Origin of the sequence: Pseudoalteromonas sp. SG45-2, from assembly GCF_014164115.1 — a bacterium.
Classification (GTDB): Bacteria; Pseudomonadota; Gammaproteobacteria; order Enterobacterales; family Alteromonadaceae; genus Pseudoalteromonas; species Pseudoalteromonas distincta.
In genome coordinates this window covers 108225-129447 of sequence record NZ_JACJEO010000008.1, presented here as the reverse complement: position 1 = coordinate 129447, position 21223 = coordinate 108225, and the positions used below count along the sequence as shown (strand labels likewise).

The 21223-nt window shown below is 39.5% G+C and carries 21 protein-coding genes and 1 tRNA gene; 12 read left to right on the top strand and 10 right to left on the bottom strand.

The window, feature by feature from the left end:
* Window positions 1–74: 74 nt before the first annotated feature.
* From rpoD to H5116_RS07765, 10 genes are all read left to right on the top strand, one after another.
* Window positions 75–1925 carry an RNA polymerase sigma factor RpoD gene (rpoD, locus tag H5116_RS07810; protein ID WP_002957800.1) on the top strand — a complete coding sequence of 617 codons (1851 nt, stop codon included), beginning with the start codon at window positions 75–77 and terminating at the stop codon, window positions 1923–1925.
* A 68-nt stretch (window positions 1926–1993) separates the two neighbouring features.
* The gene (prmA, locus tag H5116_RS07805) at window positions 1994–2875 is read left to right on the top strand and encodes a 50S ribosomal protein L11 methyltransferase (protein ID WP_182715879.1); all 882 of its coding nucleotides are present in this window, start codon (window positions 1994–1996) and stop codon (window positions 2873–2875) included.
* 282 nt (window positions 2876–3157) lie between these two features.
* Window positions 3158–4129: a tRNA dihydrouridine synthase DusB gene (dusB, locus tag H5116_RS07800; protein WP_024603689.1), complete on the top strand. Its 972-nt coding sequence runs from the start codon at window positions 3158–3160 to the stop codon at window positions 4127–4129.
* Window positions 4130–4148: 19 nt separating this feature from the next.
* Window positions 4149–4439: a DNA-binding transcriptional regulator Fis gene (gene fis / locus H5116_RS07795; protein ID WP_002957804.1), complete on the top strand. Its 291-nt coding sequence runs from the start codon at window positions 4149–4151 to the stop codon at window positions 4437–4439.
* A gap of 325 nt (window positions 4440–4764) precedes the next feature.
* Window positions 4765–6351 carry a bifunctional phosphoribosylaminoimidazolecarboxamide formyltransferase/IMP cyclohydrolase gene (gene purH / locus H5116_RS07790; protein WP_182715878.1) on the top strand — a complete coding sequence of 529 codons (1587 nt, stop codon included), beginning with the start codon at window positions 4765–4767 and terminating at the stop codon, window positions 6349–6351.
* 106 nt (window positions 6352–6457) lie between these two features.
* The gene (locus H5116_RS07785; protein WP_182715877.1) at window positions 6458–7279 is read left to right on the top strand and encodes a class I SAM-dependent methyltransferase; all 822 of its coding nucleotides are present in this window, start codon (window positions 6458–6460) and stop codon (window positions 7277–7279) included.
* 15 nt (window positions 7280–7294) lie between these two features.
* Complete coding sequence (purD, locus tag H5116_RS07780) at window positions 7295–8578, top strand: phosphoribosylamine--glycine ligase (protein WP_182715876.1); 1284 nt, start codon at window positions 7295–7297, stop codon at window positions 8576–8578.
* A 112-nt stretch (window positions 8579–8690) separates the two neighbouring features.
* On the top strand, window positions 8691–11231 hold the full coding sequence (locus tag H5116_RS07775; RefSeq protein ID WP_182682567.1) for an EAL domain-containing protein: 2541 nt from the start codon (window positions 8691–8693) through the stop codon (window positions 11229–11231).
* A gap of 22 nt (window positions 11232–11253) precedes the next feature.
* Entirely contained in the window at window positions 11254–12063 is an 810-nt protein-coding gene (locus H5116_RS07770; protein WP_024597548.1) for a DUF2797 domain-containing protein, read from the top strand.
* Window positions 12064–12069: 6 nt separating this feature from the next.
* The gene (locus tag H5116_RS07765; protein ID WP_002957811.1) at window positions 12070–12363 is read left to right on the top strand and encodes a hypothetical protein; all 294 of its coding nucleotides are present in this window, start codon (window positions 12070–12072) and stop codon (window positions 12361–12363) included.
* 13 nt (window positions 12364–12376) lie between these two features.
* Here the strand turns inward: H5116_RS07765 and H5116_RS07760 are convergent, their stop codons facing one another.
* From H5116_RS07760 to H5116_RS07735, 6 genes are all read right to left on the bottom strand, one after another.
* Window positions 12377–13294 carry a histone deacetylase family protein gene (locus H5116_RS07760; RefSeq protein WP_024597547.1) on the bottom strand — a complete coding sequence of 306 codons (918 nt, stop codon included), beginning with the start codon at window positions 13292–13294 and terminating at the stop codon, window positions 12377–12379.
* A gap of 100 nt (window positions 13295–13394) precedes the next feature.
* On the bottom strand, window positions 13395–14936 hold the full coding sequence (locus H5116_RS07755) for a serine hydrolase (RefSeq protein WP_182715875.1): 1542 nt from the start codon (window positions 14934–14936) through the stop codon (window positions 13395–13397).
* 15 nt (window positions 14937–14951) lie between these two features.
* Window positions 14952–15446 carry a gamma-glutamylcyclotransferase family protein gene (locus H5116_RS07750; RefSeq protein ID WP_182715874.1) on the bottom strand — a complete coding sequence of 165 codons (495 nt, stop codon included), beginning with the start codon at window positions 15444–15446 and terminating at the stop codon, window positions 14952–14954.
* A gap of 26 nt (window positions 15447–15472) precedes the next feature.
* Window positions 15473–16099: a LysE family transporter gene (locus H5116_RS07745; protein WP_182715873.1), complete on the bottom strand. Its 627-nt coding sequence runs from the start codon at window positions 16097–16099 to the stop codon at window positions 15473–15475.
* Between the two features lie 11 nt (window positions 16100–16110).
* The gene (locus tag H5116_RS07740) at window positions 16111–16884 is read right to left on the bottom strand and encodes a hypothetical protein (RefSeq protein WP_002957816.1); all 774 of its coding nucleotides are present in this window, start codon (window positions 16882–16884) and stop codon (window positions 16111–16113) included.
* Between the two features lie 47 nt (window positions 16885–16931).
* Window positions 16932–17417, bottom strand: coding sequence for a CreA family protein (locus H5116_RS07735; protein ID WP_002957817.1), 486 nt, complete (start codon window positions 17415–17417; stop codon window positions 16932–16934).
* Window positions 17418–17624: 207 nt separating this feature from the next.
* Here H5116_RS07735 and H5116_RS07730 point away from each other — a divergent pair, with 207 nt between their 5' ends.
* Entirely contained in the window at window positions 17625–17954 is a 330-nt protein-coding gene (locus H5116_RS07730) for a 5-carboxymethyl-2-hydroxymuconate Delta-isomerase (protein WP_002957818.1), read from the top strand.
* A 310-nt stretch (window positions 17955–18264) separates the two neighbouring features.
* On the opposite strand, the gene H5116_RS07725 is transcribed toward H5116_RS07730, so the two are convergent.
* The 4 genes from H5116_RS07725 to H5116_RS07710 form a co-directional block, all read right to left on the bottom strand.
* Window positions 18265–18341: transfer RNA gene (locus H5116_RS07725), tRNA-Ile, on the bottom strand.
* Window positions 18342–18594: 253 nt separating this feature from the next.
* Entirely contained in the window at window positions 18595–19032 is a 438-nt protein-coding gene (locus H5116_RS07720) for a hypothetical protein (protein WP_259398795.1), read from the bottom strand.
* A gap of 369 nt (window positions 19033–19401) precedes the next feature.
* Entirely contained in the window at window positions 19402–19560 is a 159-nt protein-coding gene (locus H5116_RS07715) for a YqaE/Pmp3 family membrane protein (protein ID WP_002957822.1), read from the bottom strand.
* Between the two features lie 72 nt (window positions 19561–19632).
* Entirely contained in the window at window positions 19633–20199 is a 567-nt protein-coding gene (locus H5116_RS07710; RefSeq protein WP_024597541.1) for a BON domain-containing protein, read from the bottom strand.
* 328 nt (window positions 20200–20527) lie between these two features.
* Between H5116_RS07710 and H5116_RS07705 the strand changes: the two genes are divergently transcribed.
* On the top strand, window positions 20528–21196 hold the full coding sequence (locus H5116_RS07705; RefSeq protein WP_182715872.1) for a LiaF domain-containing protein: 669 nt from the start codon (window positions 20528–20530) through the stop codon (window positions 21194–21196).
* The last annotated feature ends 27 nt before the right edge of the window (window positions 21197–21223 follow it).

The window sequence follows — 21223 nt, the reverse complement described above, 5'->3', positions numbered from 1 at the left end:
TCTAGTTAGCTTTAATGCAAACTACATGATGGCGCCTGTTGTATCAACTTATCAGAGTGGAAGAAACAATCTCTATGGATCCAACTCCTCAGTCACAATTAAAACTTCTGATTCAGAAAGGTAAAGAGCAAGGCTACTTAACTTTTGCAGAAGTAAATGATCACCTTCCACAAGACATTATAGACTCAGATCAAGTAGAAGATATCATAAGCATGATTAATGACATGGGTATCAAGGTTAGCGAAAACGCGCCTGATGCTGATGAATTAATGATGCAAGAAACAACGACAGACGAAGACGCAGCTGAAGCTGCCGCTGCAGCCCTTGCGACTGTAGAAAAAGAAATCGGCCGTACAACGGATCCTGTTCGCATGTACATGCGCGAAATGGGTACTGTTGAACTTCTTACACGTGAAGGCGAAATTGTAATCGCTAAACGTATTGAAGAAGGCATTAATCAAGTACAGATTTCTGTTGCAGAGTACCCTGAAGCAATCACTTACCTACTAGAGCAGTGGGATAAGTTTGAAGCTGAAGAAATGCGTTTAAGCGATATTATCGTTGGCTTTATCGATCCTAATGAAGATACAGCGCCAATTTCAGCAACTAACATCGGTTCAGAATTAAGTGCTAAGCAACTTGAGGACGACGATAAAGATGACAAAGATGATGCTGATAGCGATGATGAAGATGAAGAAGAGATAGACACAGGGCCAGATCCTGAAGAAGCTCGTATTCATTTTGAAAATTTACGTGATTTATATAATAAAGCACGTGATACGTTTGAAGCTAAAGGTCGTTCGCATCCTGAATCACAAGCAGCCATTTTTGAAATTGGTGAGCTTTTCAGAACATTTAAATTAATACCTAAACAGTTTGACCGCATGGTAAATAACATGCGTGAAATGATGGATCGTGTTCGTGTTCAAGAACGCCTAATCATGAAGCAAGCTGTTCAAATTGCTAAATTACCAAAGAAAACATTCGTTAAGCATTTTGCTAATAACGAAACTGACGCTTCTTGGGTTGATTTAGAAATTTCAGGTAACGAAAAGTATTCAGCTAAACTTGAAGAAGTTAAGCCAGAAATCATTCGTAGCATTAATAAATTATCTGTTATTGAACAAACAACAGGTTTAAGTATTGAGCGTATTAAAGACATCAACCGTCGAATGAGCATAGGTGAAGCGAAAGCACGCCGTGCGAAAAAAGAAATGGTTGAAGCTAACTTACGTCTTGTAATCTCAATTGCTAAAAAATACACAAACCGTGGCTTACAATTCTTAGATTTGATCCAAGAAGGTAACATTGGTCTGATGAAAGCGGTTGATAAGTTTGAATATCGCCGTGGTTATAAGTTCTCTACTTATGCTACGTGGTGGATACGTCAAGCAATCACACGCTCTATTGCTGACCAAGCAAGAACAATCCGTATCCCTGTGCATATGATTGAAACGATTAATAAACTTAACCGTATCTCTCGTCAAATGTTACAAGAAATGGGTCGTGAGCCAAATCCAGAAGAATTAGCAGAACGCATGATGATGCCTGAGGATAAAATCCGTAAGGTACTTAAGATTGCTAAAGAGCCAATTTCAATGGAAACACCAATCGGTGATGATGAAGATTCTCACTTAGGTGACTTTATCGAAGATACAACTATTGATTCGCCAATCGATTCGGCAACAATGGAATCTCTTCGTGGCGCAACTAACGATGTACTTGCAGGCTTAACAGCTCGTGAAGCTAAAGTACTACGTATGCGTTTTGGTATTGATATGAATACCGACCACACCTTAGAAGAAGTAGGTAAACAGTTTGACGTAACACGTGAGCGTATTCGTCAAATAGAAGCGAAAGCGCTGCGTAAATTACGCCACCCTTCTCGCTCAGATTTACTGAAAAGCTTTTTAGACGCTAAATAATTTTAGCGCTACTATATAAACTAAAAAGGCCGCTATAGCGGCCTTTTTTCTATTTGAAGGAAATAACCATGGCTTGGATCCAAATTCGTATTAATGCCAATGCTGCAACAGCTGATGCCGTAAGCGATCTATTAATGGAAGCGGGTAGCGCTTCAGTAACCTTTATTGACGCAAAAGACACCCCTATCTACGAGCCTAAAATTGGCACCGTTGTGTTCTGGGCTGATACCACAGTTATTGGCCTGTTCGAAGCTAATCATGATATGAACGCAGTCGTTGCGTTATTGAAGCGCCATGATGAGCTAAAAGACAATTTAGTATACAAAATCGAGCAACTTGAAGATAAAGACTGGGAACGTGAATGGATGGATAACTTCCACCCTATTCAATTTGGCGAAAAACTATGGATTTGCCCAAGCTGGCGCGACATTCCTGACCCTGATGCTGTAAATGTATTGCTAGACCCTGGCCTTGCTTTTGGCACGGGTACGCATGCAACAACGGCCTTGTGCCTTAAATGGTTAGAAAGCCAAGATCTGACGGGTAAAACGGTTGTTGATTTTGGTTGTGGCTCAGGCATTTTAGGTATTGCAGCTATAAAACTAGGTGCAGAGCGTATGATTGGGATAGATATTGACCCTCAAGCGCTTGAAGCTAGCCTTGATAACGCGAACCGAAATGGTGTTGCAGACAAACTCGAAGTATACCTTCCAGAAAACCAACCTGAGTTTAGTGCAGATATAGTAGTGGCCAATATTTTAGCCCAGCCACTTCGCGAATTACATAGTGTGATTTTAGGGTTATTAAAGCCAGGTGGTAAAATTGCCATGTCAGGTATTTTAGAAGAACAAGCGAAATCGGTTGCTGACATTTATGCACCGTTTATTGAACTAGATGACATTGCCGTTGAAGGTGATTGGACTCGAGTAAGTGGCACTAAAAAAGCGTAATAAATCGAACAATCAAATCTAGAGTATTAACTCAAAACATGCATGTAAAGCCTGTATTTAACAGGCTTTACTATTTTTTTACATATCAAAAAATTTTCTAGTTATCTTGTAAAAAATAAAATCTGTATGAATTTCAAACAAATCAACCTACTTGTCATGTGGTTATCAAATGTCAATACGAAAAGGGCAAAAAAAAGTTACTTTTGTTCAATTTATAGCCTTTGATTTTTGTGAAAAAAACCGTAAACTTAGCGCCCCTTGAAAAGAGGCCTATTGAATATAGTGCGTATCGGTAAATACCAACTTGAGAATAATGTAATTGTCGCGCCAATGGCAGGCATTACAGACAGACCATTTAGACAACTTTGTCGACGCTTAGGTGCGGGCTTAGCTGTGTCTGAAATGCTATCGTCAAATCCTAAGGTTTGGAAAACAGAAAAGTCGATGAACCGTATGGATCACAGCGGTGAGTCGGGTATACGCGCGGTGCAAATTGCAGGAGCAGATCCTGAGCTTATGGCGCAGGCAGCACAATTCAATGTTGCTAATGGTGCACAGATCATAGATATCAATATGGGGTGCCCAGCAAAAAAAGTGAACAAGAAACTCGCAGGCTCTGCCTTATTACAGTTTCCTGAACTTGTGGAAGAGATTATTGATGCAGTTGTTAATGCTGTTGATATACCTGTGACACTTAAAATCCGTACAGGATGGGATCCGGATAACCGTAATGGTGTAGAGATTGCGAGAATAGCTGAACGTTATGGCATTGCATCACTTGCTGTACATGGGCGTACGCGCGCATGTATGTACAAAGGTGATGCTGAGTACGCCACGATTAGGGATATAAAACGTTCAGTGTCGATTCCTGTTGTTGCCAATGGTGATATTACATCACCAGAAAAAGCAAAACAGGTTTTAGACTATACGGGTGCAGATGCCATTATGATTGGCCGAGCCGCCCAAGGTCGCCCTTGGATATTTAGGGAGATAGACCACTATTTGCGAACTGGGGAACATTTACAGCCACCTGCTATTGCAGAGGTGCGCAGTATATTAATGGAGCATTTAACAAACCTCCATATGTTTTACGGTGAGCCAATGGGAGCGCGAATTGCTCGCAAACATGTATCTTGGTATTTGCAAACCCATGACAGTGATGGTCAGTTTAGGCGAGTATTTAATGCGCTCGACAACCCACAGGCACAGGTCGTCGCATTAGAGCAATACTTTAAAACACTAGCAGCTAACTAAGAAAGAAAGAGACTTAATAATGTTCGAACAAAACGTGACTTCTCCATTTATCACTAACCCTCATGTTCAGTCACACGAGAAACCGCAGCCATTGCGTGATGCAGTAAAAAAAGCTGTTCACCACTATTTAAAGCAGCTTAACGGTCAAGATGTGCAAGACGTTTACGACCTTGTTCTTTCAGAGCTAGAAGCGCCATTACTTGAAGAAGTAATGACATATACACGTGGTAACCAAACTCGTGCAGCAATTTTACTAGGTATCAACCGTGGTACTTTACGTAAAAAGCTTAAAAAATACGGCATGAACTAATACCAATTATATTGAAAGCGTAAGTATTCTAACGAGCTAAACAAGCCCATAACGTCGCTAAAAGTTTTTTATGTAGAATAACTACACTGCAAAATTTTTGCCTTGTTATAGACTTGTTTTTCTATCGTTATTACTACTTACTAATCCAATACAACTGGTATTATGCAAAAAAAGCACCTTAGGGTGCTTTTTTTATGCCTACAGTTTATTAACTAAATTGCAAAATGCTCACGCTTATTGAGCCTTTATAAGTCGTTTTTTGAGTAGTAATCAGTTAAAATGCCCGCTTCTAAGCTAGCTCATTAACTGAGGAAATCAAACTACAATGGATACTCATCGTCCCATTCGTCGCGCACTATTAAGTGTGTCTGATAAAACCGGTATTGTTGAATTTGCCCGCGCACTTGAAGCGCAAGGCGTTGATATTTTATCAACTGGCGGCACATGTAAACTACTTGCTGATAACGCCATAAAAGTGACTGAAGTATCAGATCACACAGGCCACCCTGAAATCATGGATGGTCGCGTAAAAACTCTTCACCCAAAAATTCACGGCGGCATATTAGCCCGTCGCGGACAAGATGAAAGCGTAATGGCAGATAACAACATTTCTGCTATCGACATAGTTGTAGTTAACTTATACCCCTTTGCGAATACAGTCGCTCAAGAAAACTGCAGCCTTGAAGATGCCATTGAAAATATTGATATTGGCGGCCCTACAATGGTTCGTGCAGCCGCTAAAAACCACAAAGATGTAACAATCGTGGTAAACGCGAGCGACTACGACCGTGTTATTAGCGAAATGCAAAACAACAATGGTTCAACAACGTACAAAACACGTTTTGATTTAGCGATTGCCGCCTACGAGCACACTGCACAATACGATGGCATGATTGCTAACTATTTCGGTAAAATGGTGCCTGATTACACCGAGGAAGCTGCTGTAGAGACTAAATTCCCACGTACTATCAATATGCAGTTCACTAAAAAGCAAGATATGCGTTACGGTGAAAACTCACATCAAGATGCTGCTTTTTATGTTGAAAATAACATTGCTGAAGCATCAGTTGCAACAGCAACTCAATTGCAAGGTAAGGCCCTTTCGTTTAACAACATTGCAGATACCGATGCAGCACTTGAATGTGTTAAAGAATTTGACGTACCTGCGTGCGTAATTGTAAAACATGCTAATCCGTGTGGTGTTTCAATTGGCGACAATATTCTACAAGCATACGAGCGCGCTTTTAAAACAGACCCTACATCAGCATTTGGTGGCATTATTGCCTTTAACCGAGAGCTAGATGCAGCTACTGCACAAGCAATTGTTGACCGTCAGTTTGTTGAAGTAATTATTGCACCTAGTATTTCGAGCGACGCTGCAAAAATTGTTGAAGCTAAAAAGAACGTGCGCCTATTAGAATGTGGACAGTGGACAGGTAAAGCAGCTGGCCAAGATATTAAACGCGTTAACGGCGGTATTTTAGTTCAAGACCGCGACTTAGGCATGGTAACGCAAGGCGACTTAAAAGTTGTTTCTAAGCGCCAGCCTTCTGAGCAAGAACTTAAAGATTTACTGTTTTGCTGGAAAGTAGCTAAATTTGTTAAATCAAACGCAATTGTTTATGCCCGTGACGGTATGACCATTGGTGTAGGCGCAGGCCAAATGAGCCGCGTATACTCAGCTAAAATTGCAGGTATAAAAGCCGCCGACGAAAACCTTGAAGTTAAAGGTTCAGTTATGGCGTCTGACGCATTCTTCCCATTCCGTGATGGCATTGACGCAGCCGCAGCCGCTGGCATTACTGCGGTAATTCAGCCTGGTGGCTCAATGCGTGATGAAGAAGTGATTGCAGCTGCTGATGAAGCTGGCATGGCAATGGTACTAACTGGTATGCGCCATTTCCGCCACTAATCACACAAAGGGTTAAACGTTGGTTTAACCCTTTTTGTTTGCTATAAATTCACGTATTCTGATTATTCAATAACCTATTTAAAATTATAATGTGAAGGAACAAACAATGAAATTTGCGCTAAAATCGCTACTTGTAGCCACACTAACAATGACATCGACTATGGCGCTTAGCCATAACCACGAATCAAGCCTTGAACATGCACTTCAATCAAGCGAACGCAGTGCTAAAAACAGCGCTCGTGATGAATATCGTCACCCAGCTCAAACACTTGCATTTTTTGGCTTTAAACCAACCATGACAGTTGTTGAAATTGCACCCGGTGGTGGTTGGTATAGTGAAATTTTAGCGCCAGCATTAAAAGAGCAAGGCACTTATTATGCCGCGCACTTTCCTGCTGATTCATCAGTTGGCTACTACCAACGCTCTCTTGCAGGCTTTAAACAAAAAGTAGCTGAAGATGAGCGCTTTAGTAGCGTTAAAATTACTGAATTTACACCTGTAACACATTTAGATATTGCACCAGCTGGCAGTGCCGATATGGTTTTAACATTTCGTAATGTACATAACTGGTATATGGGCAAAGATAAAAGCGGTGCATTAAGTGCATTCCAAGCTTTTTATAAAGCCCTTAAACCAGGTGGTACATTAGGTTTAGTTGAACACCGTTTAGCTGAAGAGCGTGCTGATGAAGATCAAAAAACATCAGGTTATATGAAGCAGAGCTACGTAGTAGACCTTGCTGAACAAGCTGGGTTTGAATTAGTAGCAAGCAGTGAAATAAATGCAAATCCAAAAGATACAGCCGATCACCCTAAAGGTGTATGGACGCTGCCACCAAGCTTAAGACTCGGCGAACAAGATGCTGACAAATATAAAGCCATTGGTGAAAGCGACCGCATGACGCTGAAATTTAAGAAACCGCTTTAAATAGGAATTTTCGCCATGAATGTTTTAGTCATTGGCAGCGGCGGCCGCGAACACGCACTTGCGTTTAAAGCCGCTCAAAACACCAAAGTAAATACTGTATTTGTAGCCCCAGGTAATGCAGGTACTGCACTTGAACCAAAACTTGAAAACGTAGCAATAAACGTTGACGACTTAGATGGTTTACTTAGTTTTGCACAGCAAAATAAGGTAGAGCTTACTATTGTAGGTCCAGAAATACCGTTAGTACTGGGTGTTGTTGATAAGTTTCGTGAACATAACATGGCTATTTTTGGACCAACGGCGGGCGCAGCTCAGCTTGAAGGTTCGAAATCGTTTACTAAAGACTTTTTAGCACGTCATAAAATCCCAACGGGCGACTACCAAACGTTTGAACAAATTGAGCCTGCCCTTGCTTATTTAAAAGAGAAAGGCGCGCCAATTGTTGTAAAAGCAGATGGTTTGGCTGCGGGTAAAGGCGTAATTGTAGCCATGACGGAGGCCGATGCCGAAGAAGCTATTCGCGATATGCTTGCGGGTAATGCTTTTGGCGATGCGGGAAGTCGTGTTGTTATTGAAGAGTTTTTAGACGGTGAAGAAGCGTCTTTCATTGTAATGGTTGATGGTAAAAACGTATTACCATTTGCAACAAGCCAAGATCATAAACGCGCTTACAATGGCGATGCGGGTCCTAACACGGGTGGCATGGGTGCATACTCACCTGCGCCAGTTGTTACTGATGAAATCCACCAGCGTATTATGAACGAAGTGATCTACCCTACGGTAGAAGGCATGGCAAGCGAAGGCCATCCGTACACCGGCTTTTTATATGCAGGTTTAATGATTGACGAAACAGGTACCCCTAAAGTAATTGAGTATAACTGTCGCTTTGGCGACCCTGAAACTCAACCAATGATGCTACGTTTGCAATCAGATTTGGTTGAATTGATTGAAGCTGCTAACCGTGTAGAACTTGATAAAACAACAATTGAGTTTGACCCACGCGCAGCCGTTGGTGTTGTACTTGCCGCTAAAGGCTACCCTGGTGATTACCCTAAAGGTGACGCTATTTCGGGGCTAAAAGTGGATTACCCTGCAGGTGAAAAAGTGTTCCATGCGGGTACTAAACAAAGTGGCAATGAGGTTGTAACCGCAGGCGGTCGCGTATTATGCGCAACAGCACTTGGTAACACTGTTACGCAAGCGCAGCAACGCGCCTATGAGCTTGTTAAACAAATTAGCTGGGATGGTATGGAATATCGTACAGATATAGCTCACCGTGCTATTGCACGCGAGCAATAGCCTATAATACCTATTCATTGGTATAACCAATTAATTTAACTAAAAAAGCGCAGTTTCCCTGCGCTTTTTTAGTGCTACACTAATTAAAAGGTTTTTTAAAAGTAAATTAACGTTGGAACTAAGAACTTTACGTTACCATGCAATTGCTGTTGCCATACTGATTTTTATATTTTTTATAATCAGTACATTGGCATCAAACTTAGTCGTGCCTACACGATATACAATTGATAAAACGGCTCCAATGTACCTCGATTACGCCTACTATATTGACGAAACCAAAACTAAAACATTCGATACCATCATTAACCAACCTGAATTACTTACTCATCAACCATTTTCAGATGTTCCATGGAGCTTTAGCCAACAAAATTATTGGTTGTTTCTTGATTTAGAAAATAAAAGCCTTAACAAGCAAAATGTTGTAGCACATTTTGACAACCCTATGGTCGATCACCTTACGGTTTATCGCCTCGATAAAAATAACAAACTAGTTGAAACATACAAACTCGGCGATAAAGAAGAAGCCCTCTCTTTATTTGAATACAGCGTGCCGCATATTCGCTTTTTAGTAGAAAGAAAATCATCACAACGCCTAGTAATAAAAATAGACACAATCGGCATAAGTAAAACACCTGTAAACTTGTATCGTGATAAAGAGTTTATTGACTTAGTGCGCTCTCAAACTGGGATCTGGGGTATTTTTGTAGGCGTGCTATTGATGGCTGCACTTTATAACTTGGTGCTTTATTTTGGTATAAAAGACCGTGTTTATTTAATTTATATTGGCTACATCGTCAGCGCTATTACACTAATGGGTGCAGTATTGGGCTTTGGTTTTTATTTATGGCCTAAGCAATGGCAGCTCTTTATTCACGAACAAATTGTGTTTAGTAATTATGGGGTCGCCTTTTTCACCCTTGCTTTTTGCACCATGTTTTTGCGCTATCATAAAGATAAATGTTGGCGTTACAAAATGAGCATAGCTCTACTTTGGCTTATGTTTACTCTTGCTGTATGTAGCTTGTTTATTCCTGAAAATATAGCGGCTCCTATATTTTTTGGTGTAATGGTACTGCTTTATATTACCTGTATTATTTTAATATATAACAAGTTACGCAGTGGTTTTAGGTGGGCTAAATTTTATGTTTTATCATGGATACCGCTAATTTTTGGTGCGGCAATTCAACCTATGGAACTCACTGGTGTTTTACCGTATACCTTTGCAACCCGCCATGCCTTTTTAGTCGCTATTTTGTGTGAAGTTATTTTAATGGCGATGGCATTAGCAGACAGGGTAAGGTATCAGCGAGAACGTGCGCTTTATCATGCCACGCATACACAACAAACACGATTACTTAATAGCTCCAAGCTAAAACAAGCATTTATGGCACTACAAAGCCAAAACCGCTCAACAACGTTGTGTTTAATAAAAATACGTCACTTTAATTCACTCAATACGATTATTACCTCTTCTCAGGGCTACACACTTATAAAGCATATAGCCAAAGAGCTTGAATTAGAACTCAGCCATGAACGTGAATTTACAAACCTCGAAACAGATTTAAACACCAGTCCTCGCTTAGCCGATTTAAGCAGTGGTGTATTTGCCTGTATTTCTACAAAAACGCAAAACCAAGAAATGCTAGAAGCACTACTGACTAAAATAATTAGTAGCCTACCAAAACAATATGAAATTAAAGGGCTAAACCTGCAGCTTAGTTACAGTATAGGTATTAGTAGTGCAGGCAAGACTAACGACTTTGAATATTGGTTAAAGCGTGGTTATTTAGCGCTTAAAAAAGCAAAAGGTAGCGTTAATCAAGTTGGGTCATCGTCAAACGGTAATAATCTGATGATGGACGTTGCTCTAGCCGCTAAGCTGCAACAAGCAATCAAAACAAATCAACTGGCGCTTTATTACCAACCTCAAATAAACTTATTAAGTAACCACGTAAGTGGTGCTGAAGCTTTATTACGTTGGCCCGACCCAACTTACAGCAACTTATCAATTGAAGAGCTAATAATACTTGCTGAACACACAGGTATTATTAACGAGCTAACACTGTGGGTAATAGAGCAAGCCTGTAAAGACATAGTTGAGCTTACAAAAAATGGCTATAACGAGCACACAATTAGCGTAAATTTAAGTGCTAAAAACTTAACCATAAATAACTTAGCCGAAAAAGTAGAAAATATTTTAATTAAATACCAAGTGCCGGCACACTTACTTAAATTTGAACTAACCGAATCGGCCTTCGTAGATAGTCAAGATGCACTTATAAAGTTAGTTGATGAGTTAACCGCATTAGGTATAAAAGTGGTACTGGATGACTTTGGGACAGGCTACGCGTCACTTAGCTACTTAGTTAATTATCACTTTAGTGAGCTTAAAATAGATAAGTCATTTGTTTTTGATTTGCCTAACAACCCAACTCACCAAGTTATAGTACAAACAGCCATTGATATGGCGCATAACCTCAATTTATCAATAACAATTGAGGGGGTAGAAACCCAAGAAATCCATCACTTGCTCAAAGATATGAACGCTGATTCCGCCCAAGGTTATTTATACGCAAAAGCACTGCCTTACACCGACTATTTACACTTCTTAAAAAGCCAATATAGCTTAAAAATGTTAGACTCCTCTTTTTAACATCTTTAGGGGCCAAGTAAAGATGCAAGGCACACTGCGTAAACTAAAATCGAGCTTAACCGAACCAGTACAATATCACTTACCTGTAGGTGAACACTTAGTAGACTTAAATGCATTTATAGGTAAGGAGCTTACGCTTACCTTTAGTGGCACTATTTTATGTTCTAACTGCGGTAAAAAAACCAAAAAAAGCTATTCTCAAGGTCACTGTTTTGTATGTATGCGCAAGCTTGCTAGTTGCGATATGTGCATAATGAAACCAGAAACCTGCCACTACGATCAAGGCACTTGCCGAGAGCCGCAGTGGGGCGAAGAAAACTGCATGATCCCACACTATGTGTATCTCGCTAACACCTCAGGTTTAAAGGTAGGTATTACCCGCCACACACAAATACCGACTCGCTGGGTTGATCAAGGCGCCACTCAGGCATTACCTATTTTTAAAGTGCAAACTCGCCTGCAATCTGGTTTAGTAGAAGTTGCATTGGCTGAATTTATTGCCGACAAAACTAATTGGCGCAATATGCTAAAAGGTCAAAACGACGCAATTGACTTAAAAGCAGCGGCAGCCGAGCTGATCCCACAAATTAGTGAAAAGCTAAACGAGCTCAGTGAATTATTTGGCGCAACAGCAATAGAGCAACTTGATGAAGATGTGGTTGATTTAAACTTTCCAGTAACCGAATACCCAACAAAAATCAGCTCATTTAACTTTGATAAAGACCCTGTTGTAAGTGGTGTTTTACAAGGTATTAAAGGTCAGTACTTAATCTTTGAAAAAGGCGTTATTAATATACGTAAATTTACGTCTTATGAAGTAACCGTAGGCTAACGGGCCATGTTAAACAGCTACCCACAATTATTGGTTATTTATAATGAGCTTGAGATAGCCCATAACCAACAAGAGCAACAAGAGTGCTTGCACAGCGTTACGCAAAGTGAGCTAAGCGATGTGCGAGTACTTAACAAGCAAGGTGACTACCTTAATTTACAAGGCACTGTTTGCCCTAAATTGAATGGCGAGCAACTAGCACAGCTTGTTACAGCTTACTTATTAAATGAAGGACAATGCTGCCTTGGTAAAATCAAAACCCTAAGTACTGCGCAGGCGTTTGATTTACTAGGGCTATAAACACTCTCTTTATTTAAACCTCAGTAAGCACTTTTATATGCGCTACAGCACTGCGACCTAAAGCTGATAGCGCATAGCCACCTTCTAAATACGAAATAACCCCTTTACAACCGCCCTCTTTAGCAACGCCACATAGTTGCTCGGTAAGCCAAGTATAGTCATCTTCAACAAATTTTAAGCTTGCCATATCATCTTCTAGGTGAGCATCGAACCCTGCGCTTATAAAAAGTAATTCAGGTTTAAACGCTTTTAATTTTGGTAGCCATTGCTGAGCAAACACCTCTTTTAAATCGTCGCCATTACTGGCAATTGGCAGAGGTGAATTAACTATATGGCTATTATTTTTAACCGCTGTATTTGGATAAAACGGATACTGAAATAACGAACAAAGCAGTACATTTTCGTCATCAATAAAAATATCTTGCGTGCCATTACCGTGGTGTACATCAAAATCCGCAATAGCAATGCGCTTAACCCCTTTGCTTTGTGCGTACTTAACAGCAATAGCTAAGTTATTAAACACACAAAACCCAGATGATGAGTTTTTATTAGCGTGATGCCCTGGCGGGCGTACTGAGCAAAAAGCAGCATCGAGTTTATCGGCAAGTATTTCATCAACCGCTAACAATCCTGCACCTACTGCCCGCTCAATCGCTTTAAACGAATCGGGGCACAGCCACGTATCGCCATCTAAATTAGCGAGCCCTTCTGTTGGTAGCGTATTTTCTACGTGTTTAAGTAAAGCTTCATCGTGAGCAAGTAGATAATGTTCACGCTCGGCCTTGGGTGCTTGTAGGTGTGTTAAGCCAACATCTACGCCGCTGGCAAGTAATCTATCGGTTATGGCATCTAGACGCTCTGGGCACTCGGGGTGGTCGCCTATCATTTTATGCTTACGGCAATGAGGATGAGAAATAACAGCGGTACGCATAAAAAGTCCCTTACAAGGTGTAAAAACTTAATATAGCAAAGCCACCGATGGGTGGCTTTGCGACTTTGGTTTATATCAATACTTTAAATATCAATATTAGCTATTTTGCTTTTAAATGTAGGTTTCTAAAGTCAAAGCTAAAGTCGGTCACTTGTGTTGATACCGCGCGCATTTTGGCACTGTTTACACGGTTTTGTGAGCTCATTTCAAAACGAATAAACGCATCTGCTTCTAGTAATTTTTCATCCCACTTAACAATAAATGTATTGCCAGTGTAATGCTCAAGAGTGCCTTTCAAGCGTTTAGTGTGGGTAAAATCAATGCGTAATTTACCATCTAACTGCTCAATAATTACATCGCCGTACCAGTCATCGTGCAATGTTCCGGTGTAATTAATATTTGGTAATTGTGGTTGGTAGTCAGCGGGGGCTTCTGGTTTTGCATTAGCATACGCTTGTTGCTTGCCTTCAAAATGACTTTTAGCTAAATCTTCTACCCAGTCTTTATCTTCAAGTTCAAGTGCATCTTCAAGCACTTCATGGGTTACTGCCGAAAGTGCACCAAAAGCTTGTTGATTAGATAAAATAACAATACCAAGTTTTTTCTCAGGCAATAAAGTAACTTGCGATACCATTCCTAAAATACCACCGCCATGACCTAGCTTTTTAAAGCCGTGGTAGTCTTCAATACTCCAGCCTAACCCATAACCCCTAAACTGCTGATGATACGATTCAAACGCACTTTTAGACGCCATAGATGTAATATGTGGGTGCCACATTTGCGCTTGTTGCTTTTCACTAAATAGCTGCTCGCCACTTGGCATTTTACCGCCTGCTAATTGCGTACGTAGCCATTGACTCATATCGCTTACACTTGAAGCAATGGCGCCTGCGCCTCTAAAGTCCTCAAGGTAGTTCACAAAAAATGGATGAAGCGTGCCATCCATAGGGATATGACCTGTCGCCCAGTTTTTATTACTTTTAGGAATACGTGAAAAGCCCGCGCGTGAGTTATCCATGTGCAGCGGCTGTAATATATTTTTTTCGATGTAATCGTTCCAGCTCATACCCGACACACGTGCAACCACTTCACCAGCGGTAACAAACATCAAGTTGTTATAAGCGTACTTACTACGAAAACTGCTCGCTGGTTTTAAATACTGTAATCCCGCTAAAATTTCATCAACTGATTTATCGGTACTTGGCCAAATCATTAAATCTCCTTGCCCAAGCCCAAGCCCACTGCGATGACTTAATAAGTCACGAATACGCATTTCGCGTGTTACGTACGAATCGTACAATCTAAACTCGGGTAAATGATCAATTACGCGGTCATCCCAGCTTAATTTACCTTCATCAACCAACTTTGCCAGTGCCGCAGTAGTGAATGCTTTTGTGTTTGAAGCAATACCAAATAAAGTGTCTTTGTTTACTTTTTTGTTGGTATCGAGATTAGTTACACCAAAGCCTTTAGCAAATATTACTTTATCGTTTTCAACAATGGCAACTGCCATCCCGGGTACGTCAAAACGTGCCATTGACGCTTTAATTACATCGTCAACTTTGTTGGTATCAACTTGTGCCCAGCTGCTAAACGTAGTGCCTGCTAATAGTGCAATTGCGGCAAGTTTGGTTAATTTCATATCAATCCTATTTTATTATTTTTGATGAACTGCAAATTCAATTGCTGCGCGTTCTTGATTGGTATCGCTTTTTTGTGCGCGATTTAATATCGCATCACTGTATTCTTTTGGTACGCCCGCTTCAAGTGATCCGCGATGAACGTGTTTTATGTACCAATCGTATGGTAGTACGTCGCTGTCGTGGGTATTAGCTATATAGCAATGTGCAGTTACAGTCTCACCCGTTAAAAGCGTTGGGGCTATATCTACGCAGTCGTAACCTACGCCCTCAATACTATCTAAAATAACTTTTTCATCTTCATTAAGCTCATAAATAACGCCGTAAACCAGCGCGTCTTCTTTATCGCTTGGGCAAATACTGCACTTGCCTGAGCCATCTTTAAATAGCATATCAAAAGTTAGCTCATAACCTTTAAGTACCGCTGTTCCTACACGCTTTACATTCGGTAAGCGCGCTAGCAAACGATTAGATGACATATTAGAGCCAAACGAAAAATTATATAACGGCATTTTATCTCCTACACTTTTTAAATAAGTTAAATAACAACACGTACTGCAAGGGCAATTAAAATAATGCCAATTCCACGGTCAAACCAATAACCGCGTTGTTGGAAAAAACCCCTTACATTATTTCTAGAAAGTATCATTGAAAGCATTGAAAACCACGCCCACGTAGCCAATGCCATGTATACGCCGTAGCCTACCTGTATACTAGTAGGTGTTGTTGGGCTAATCACGAGTGTAAATAACGACATAAAAAATAACGTGGCTTTTGGGTTTAATGCATTTGTGAAAAAGCCTCGCCTAAAAGCAAGCCAAACAGGTTCTTCGACTACCGTTTTTATTTCTACATTGTCTTGATTACTTGTTGGTGGTTTTGCCGCTCTAAGCGCCTGCACACCTAAATAAGCTAAATAGGCACCAGCCACATATTTAAGCGCCATAAATAAGCTAGGTGACTGCGTTAAAATAAGCGCAACACCTAAAACACAATAGGCAACGTGTAATAAAATAGCAGCGCCAACACCTGCGCTTGTCCACAATGCATTGCGCCTTCCTTGTTGCACACTTTGCTTAAGTACTACGGCAAAGTCAGGCCCTGGGCTTGCTACTGCAAAAAAATGAGCAATAACAATCAGTAAAAATTCATCTAAGTATTCCACGCAGATCCTTGCTAGTTTGGCGAATAAGCTAATAACAGCGGGTTGGCCGAGTTATTTACCAATGCTTTAATTTCTTTTTGTGCTTTTTTAAACTGGCCACGTAAATGCGGCTTTAAATGCTTTTTAGACACTTTATCGTTTTTAAAGTAACTAATTAGGGCATGCATAAATACCGTATGCGTTTCACTTAACTTAGCTTCACGGTTAGCGTATGGGTTATAGCAAGAGCCACACCCGCCTTTAAACTGATACACCGTATTACTCATCATCACACCAAACCCTAAAAAACAAGCAAGTGCATCAGCAGCTTGTGGTAAATACTCCCTACCACCTGGCGGTAGCACCCCAACGTGATGAATAAGTATGGTGGCCAGAGTACCTGCATAACTAGCCACTAAATCTTGTGGCTGATTAATCTGGTTAGGATTAAAAGAAATATTAATCGTATGGCTTGGCGGCACAATTAGATGGCTGCCTTCGCCACGTATTTCATTGCTAAATTCAAAGTGTGGAAAAACTTGCGGTTGTAATTGCTGCGGTGCAACTAGTTGGATAGGCCATGCGTTCATACCCGCGTAATTAGTAACGCGGTTAAAAACATTACTCGCCATTTCTTCAATGCTCGATACCGAATCAGGGAAAAAAGTGGCCGTTGGCAGTATTATTTGAGTGTGCTTTGTAAAAAACTCAGCATCAAAGTTTTCTACAGCCCAAATAAATGTATCAATAAGCCATTGCTGTTCTTGCTGCTCTAATAATGGCTTTGATTTAAATAAAGCTAACATAGTGTGCTCTTTTAGGTTTTAGTTTAGGTGCTTACGTAGGTGCTAACTTAGTCTTTTTGTGTAAGCGCCCAGTCCCACGCTTGAGTATTGTATAGCGGCACTGTTGATAGCGCATGGTGGTGGCTTCCACTGGACTCTTTAGTTGAGTACGATAAGTACAATAAAGTACGATTTTCAGCATCGTAAATACGACGCACTTTTAGTGATTTAAATAATATACTTTTAGATGATTTAAAGATCACCTCGCCCGACTTGCTACGGTCTATTTTTTGTAGCTGCTGCGCTGTAATTGGCCCCGTTTGACGACACGCTATAGACATATCAGAGGGATCTGAAAAATCTAAATTAGCCTCTATATGACTAATATGACAAGTAACGCCCTCAACAATAGGATCTTGCTGCGAATTCACCACAACATCTTTAGTTGTAAATAACCCAAGGCTTACCGAAGCAACATCGTCAGAGCAAGCACTTAACGTAACAATTGCACCTGCAAGTAAAGCTAAACGTTTAAATTTTTGTGGTAATTTCATACTTATCCTTAATCAATATATAGGTAACTTAGTAGATAAGTTACTAAGCGAAGGTTCACCTGTTTGTTTTTATACTAACATCAAAAATAAATACGACTAAATTAGTTTAAAGTAAAGATTTTAGATAGCTCAGGGTTTAGTGACCCCTCTTGTATTTGGTACAATTACCTCTCGCTCATGCAGTAACTCATAATAGGAAACGCCTAAATGCCGCACATTATTATTGAACACTCAGAAGACCTCCCCGTTTTACCTCAAGTACTGGTAGAAAAAATTCATACAACCGCTTTCGAAAGTAACTTGTTTGAATTAGAAACCATAAAAACACGTGCTATTGCTTATCAGCAATATCAACTTGGCGCAGGAAAATCAGGGTTTATACATATCGCGGTACATATTTTGGCAGGACGCTCAATTGAGCAAAAACAAATGTTAAGCGAACTGCTACTTTCATGTTTAAAAACATATTGCAGAGCATCAGACAGTCTAAGCGTAAATATTTACGATATTGAGCATGAGATATACCGTAAAAATTAGTTAACTCTTGTAGCTTTGAGCAATAAAAGTAAACACTAGTAAGTAAAAAGCCCCAATAGGGGCTTTTTTGTCTTCTGACATTAAATGCTGATCACTGTCACTTATAAAGCAAAGCATCTGATCTAACGCTGGAATTTAATAGTGCATTCGCACTATTCCAAATTTAAGAAAGCTTAGCTTAATCTATGGATTAACTTTATTTAGATTACGTTTATTCTTAGGGGTAACTAAAGAATAAAAATTACACAATATTAAATTAATGTAGCTTTAAATAATTTGGATAGATATTTACTTGGGAAATTTGTAAAAGTGGTGGCCCCTCCCAGACTCGAACTGGGGACCTAACGATTATGAGTCGTGTGCTCTAACCAACTGAGCTAAGGGGCCAACTTTATATAACTGCTAGGCAGTTAATTTTTGAAGCGTTCAGTCACAGAGCGACTAAAGCGGGTTGCAGTATAAAAACTTTTTAGGTGCTTGTCACTACCAAAAACCTTTATTTTAACAATCAACAAGCTAACTGCTTAAATAGTAATCTTTTAAGTGGGCATAAACATAAAATGTAAGATATTTACCGTGCTATTCACTGCATTAAATTATAAACAAAACCTATCCCATATAGTCTTTTATATTTAACCCTCTACTTTTTAAGCAAAGCTAACATATATGTGTAGGCATACAAGGCTGTAAAAAATATGCTTGGGGCTACTGTCAGTGCCAGATTAGGTGTCTGATTAACTACATTCACCATAATCACTAAGCTCGATTGAACAGTAATCGGAATAATAGGCGCAAAAAGTACGCCTGCTATTTTTTTGTTACTTAAATACGAGGCGCTAGAGTTAATTGCATAATTAAAACTTTGTCGTATTGCGACGTTTTGTGGTGTTTTAGAATGAAACATACAAATAATTGGAGTTACGAACGCAAGCGTTACAAATCCACTATACAACCCTTGCACTAATGCAGCTTGAAAAGTGACCGATTTAGCAATGTCTGCCGCACTATTTGCCCAGAAGGCCCAACTAAAATAAAAAATGAATGACACAACGCCTGACATTATAAGTCGAATATTCAATTAACTACCTCAACATGCCTAAAAACCTAGCTTAATGATAACACTAGAAGTGAAGGTAATATTGTCACTAAATAATAAGGTATTTGATTGTATATTATGGATGTATAAACACACTAATGTTGAAGATTTCCTAAATGGCATCAAATCAGAATCTGAGCGCGACTGTTAGCTGGAAAGCTTATTAGTAAACAATAAGTATAGTTTTAAAATAATATTGGGAGTGAGTTAAGGAAGTGAATTAATGGGTTGAAGAGTTTTAAAAATTGGATTTAATCTAAAAACTCTCTAAAAACTAGTATTGTGAGCCGATCGGTACTAAAGTATTTAGCTAAACCTCAGTAGTCGGCTTACACAATATATAATCTGTCATTATTTTTTCGCAATAATGTAGATTGCATGTATTAACCCTGGGAAATAACCTAGCAGTGTTAATAGAATATTTAACCAAAAATGCATACCTAAGCCAACTTGCAAAAACACACCTAATGGCGGTAATAAAACCGAAAGTATTATACGAATAATATCCATGATCAAACTCCATTTAAATTAAACATTGAAAAGACTTAAAGCCCAGTATTACTGGGCCTTAACTATACTGTATTATTCAGCAACAATAGCTAGTTTATCAACTACGTCGCGAACATCTTCAGCATTTTTAGCAATTTTAACTGCTAGTTGCTTTTCAGCTTCAGACTCTACAGAGCCATTCAGAGTTACCACACCGTTGTCGGTATCAACATCAATGTCTGTACCACCTACTTCTGAGTCAAACAGGAAGCGAGTTGTGATTACAGTGGTGATTTTAGCGTCCGTTAGGTCGTTATCATCATCGTCCATCATGTCGTTGCTTTTATCTTCGGTGTCCATGCTTTTAACAACAGTAAGGCTGTTATCAACATCAGTTACACCATCTAGGCTAAGTACAAGTTCTTCTGCTAGCTCTTTATCGAGTTCGCTATTAACTTTACCTGTAAGTACTACCTTGCCATTTTTTACATCAGTGTTAATGTCAAAGTTGTTTAGATTAGTGTTCATAAGTAGAACGGTTTCTGCCTTACCATCAATCCAAGCATCTTTACTTTCGTTTTCCCAGCTGTTTGCTTGGGCACCCATAGCCGTAGTACCAAGAACTAGAGCTGCGATAATAGATTTGTTAAATGTTTTCATAATCTTTCTCCTTTTGATTAAAGACACTTTAACTAATGCGAGCTTCAGGCCAACTTTATTTATACTTAAAATTCAAAGGCTTGAATTAATTAAAAGATAAAACCTTATCTATGTTTGTGTAACTATTTACAGGCTACTCGGTAAAACTTTCTCAAATAGTGAAAATAGCTAGATAATTGCTCTTTTGGTTAATCTATCGTTAATATAACAAAACAAAAAACACCGTTAAAAAATAACCAATTGATAATTAATGAAATTATATTTGGTACGCGGTTTGCAGCCTAACTACAAGAGCAGTATCAATAGTAAATATAATAAGGAATAACTCATGTCTGTAAAAGTTGAAGACCGCCCAATAGAGCAAGTACGCGAACAAGTGATTGATCAATTAATTTATAATTACAGTCATGGTGTTATTTCTGTTGATGCATTCGAAAGACGTTTAGATAATGCGATGGATGCACCTAATAACGAAGCACTGCTAGCCTTAGTAGAAGACTTAACACTTAATACCGATCAGCAATATAAAGCAGAAAAACAATCGCAATTTACACCACATTATAGTGCACAGCAAAACAGTGATGATGATTTTACATTACGCAGTATTTTAGGATCTAACGAGCGAAGTGGTCAGTGGGTTGTACCAAAAAATATATATTTGAGTAACTTTATGGGATCGGTGGTGCTTGATTTTACCGATGCTATTTTTGCGCATCAAAATGTAACTATTCACGTTAACTGTATTTTTGGTAGCGATGAAATTTACGTACCAGAGCATGTCAATATAGTGTCTAAAATGTTTTGTATTTTAAGTAGCCTTGAAAATAAATCTGTGTCGCTTAACAAACGCCAAGGCCCTACAATTCATATTGAAGGAAAGGCAGTAATGGGCTCGGTTGAAGTGAAAATAAAGCGCACAATTAAAGAAAAATTTATGAGCTTTGCAAATGAGCTAAAAACCCAGTTTGGCACGGGTAATAATAACCGCTCACTATAATTGAGTAGCAGCACTTTAGCGTGCTGC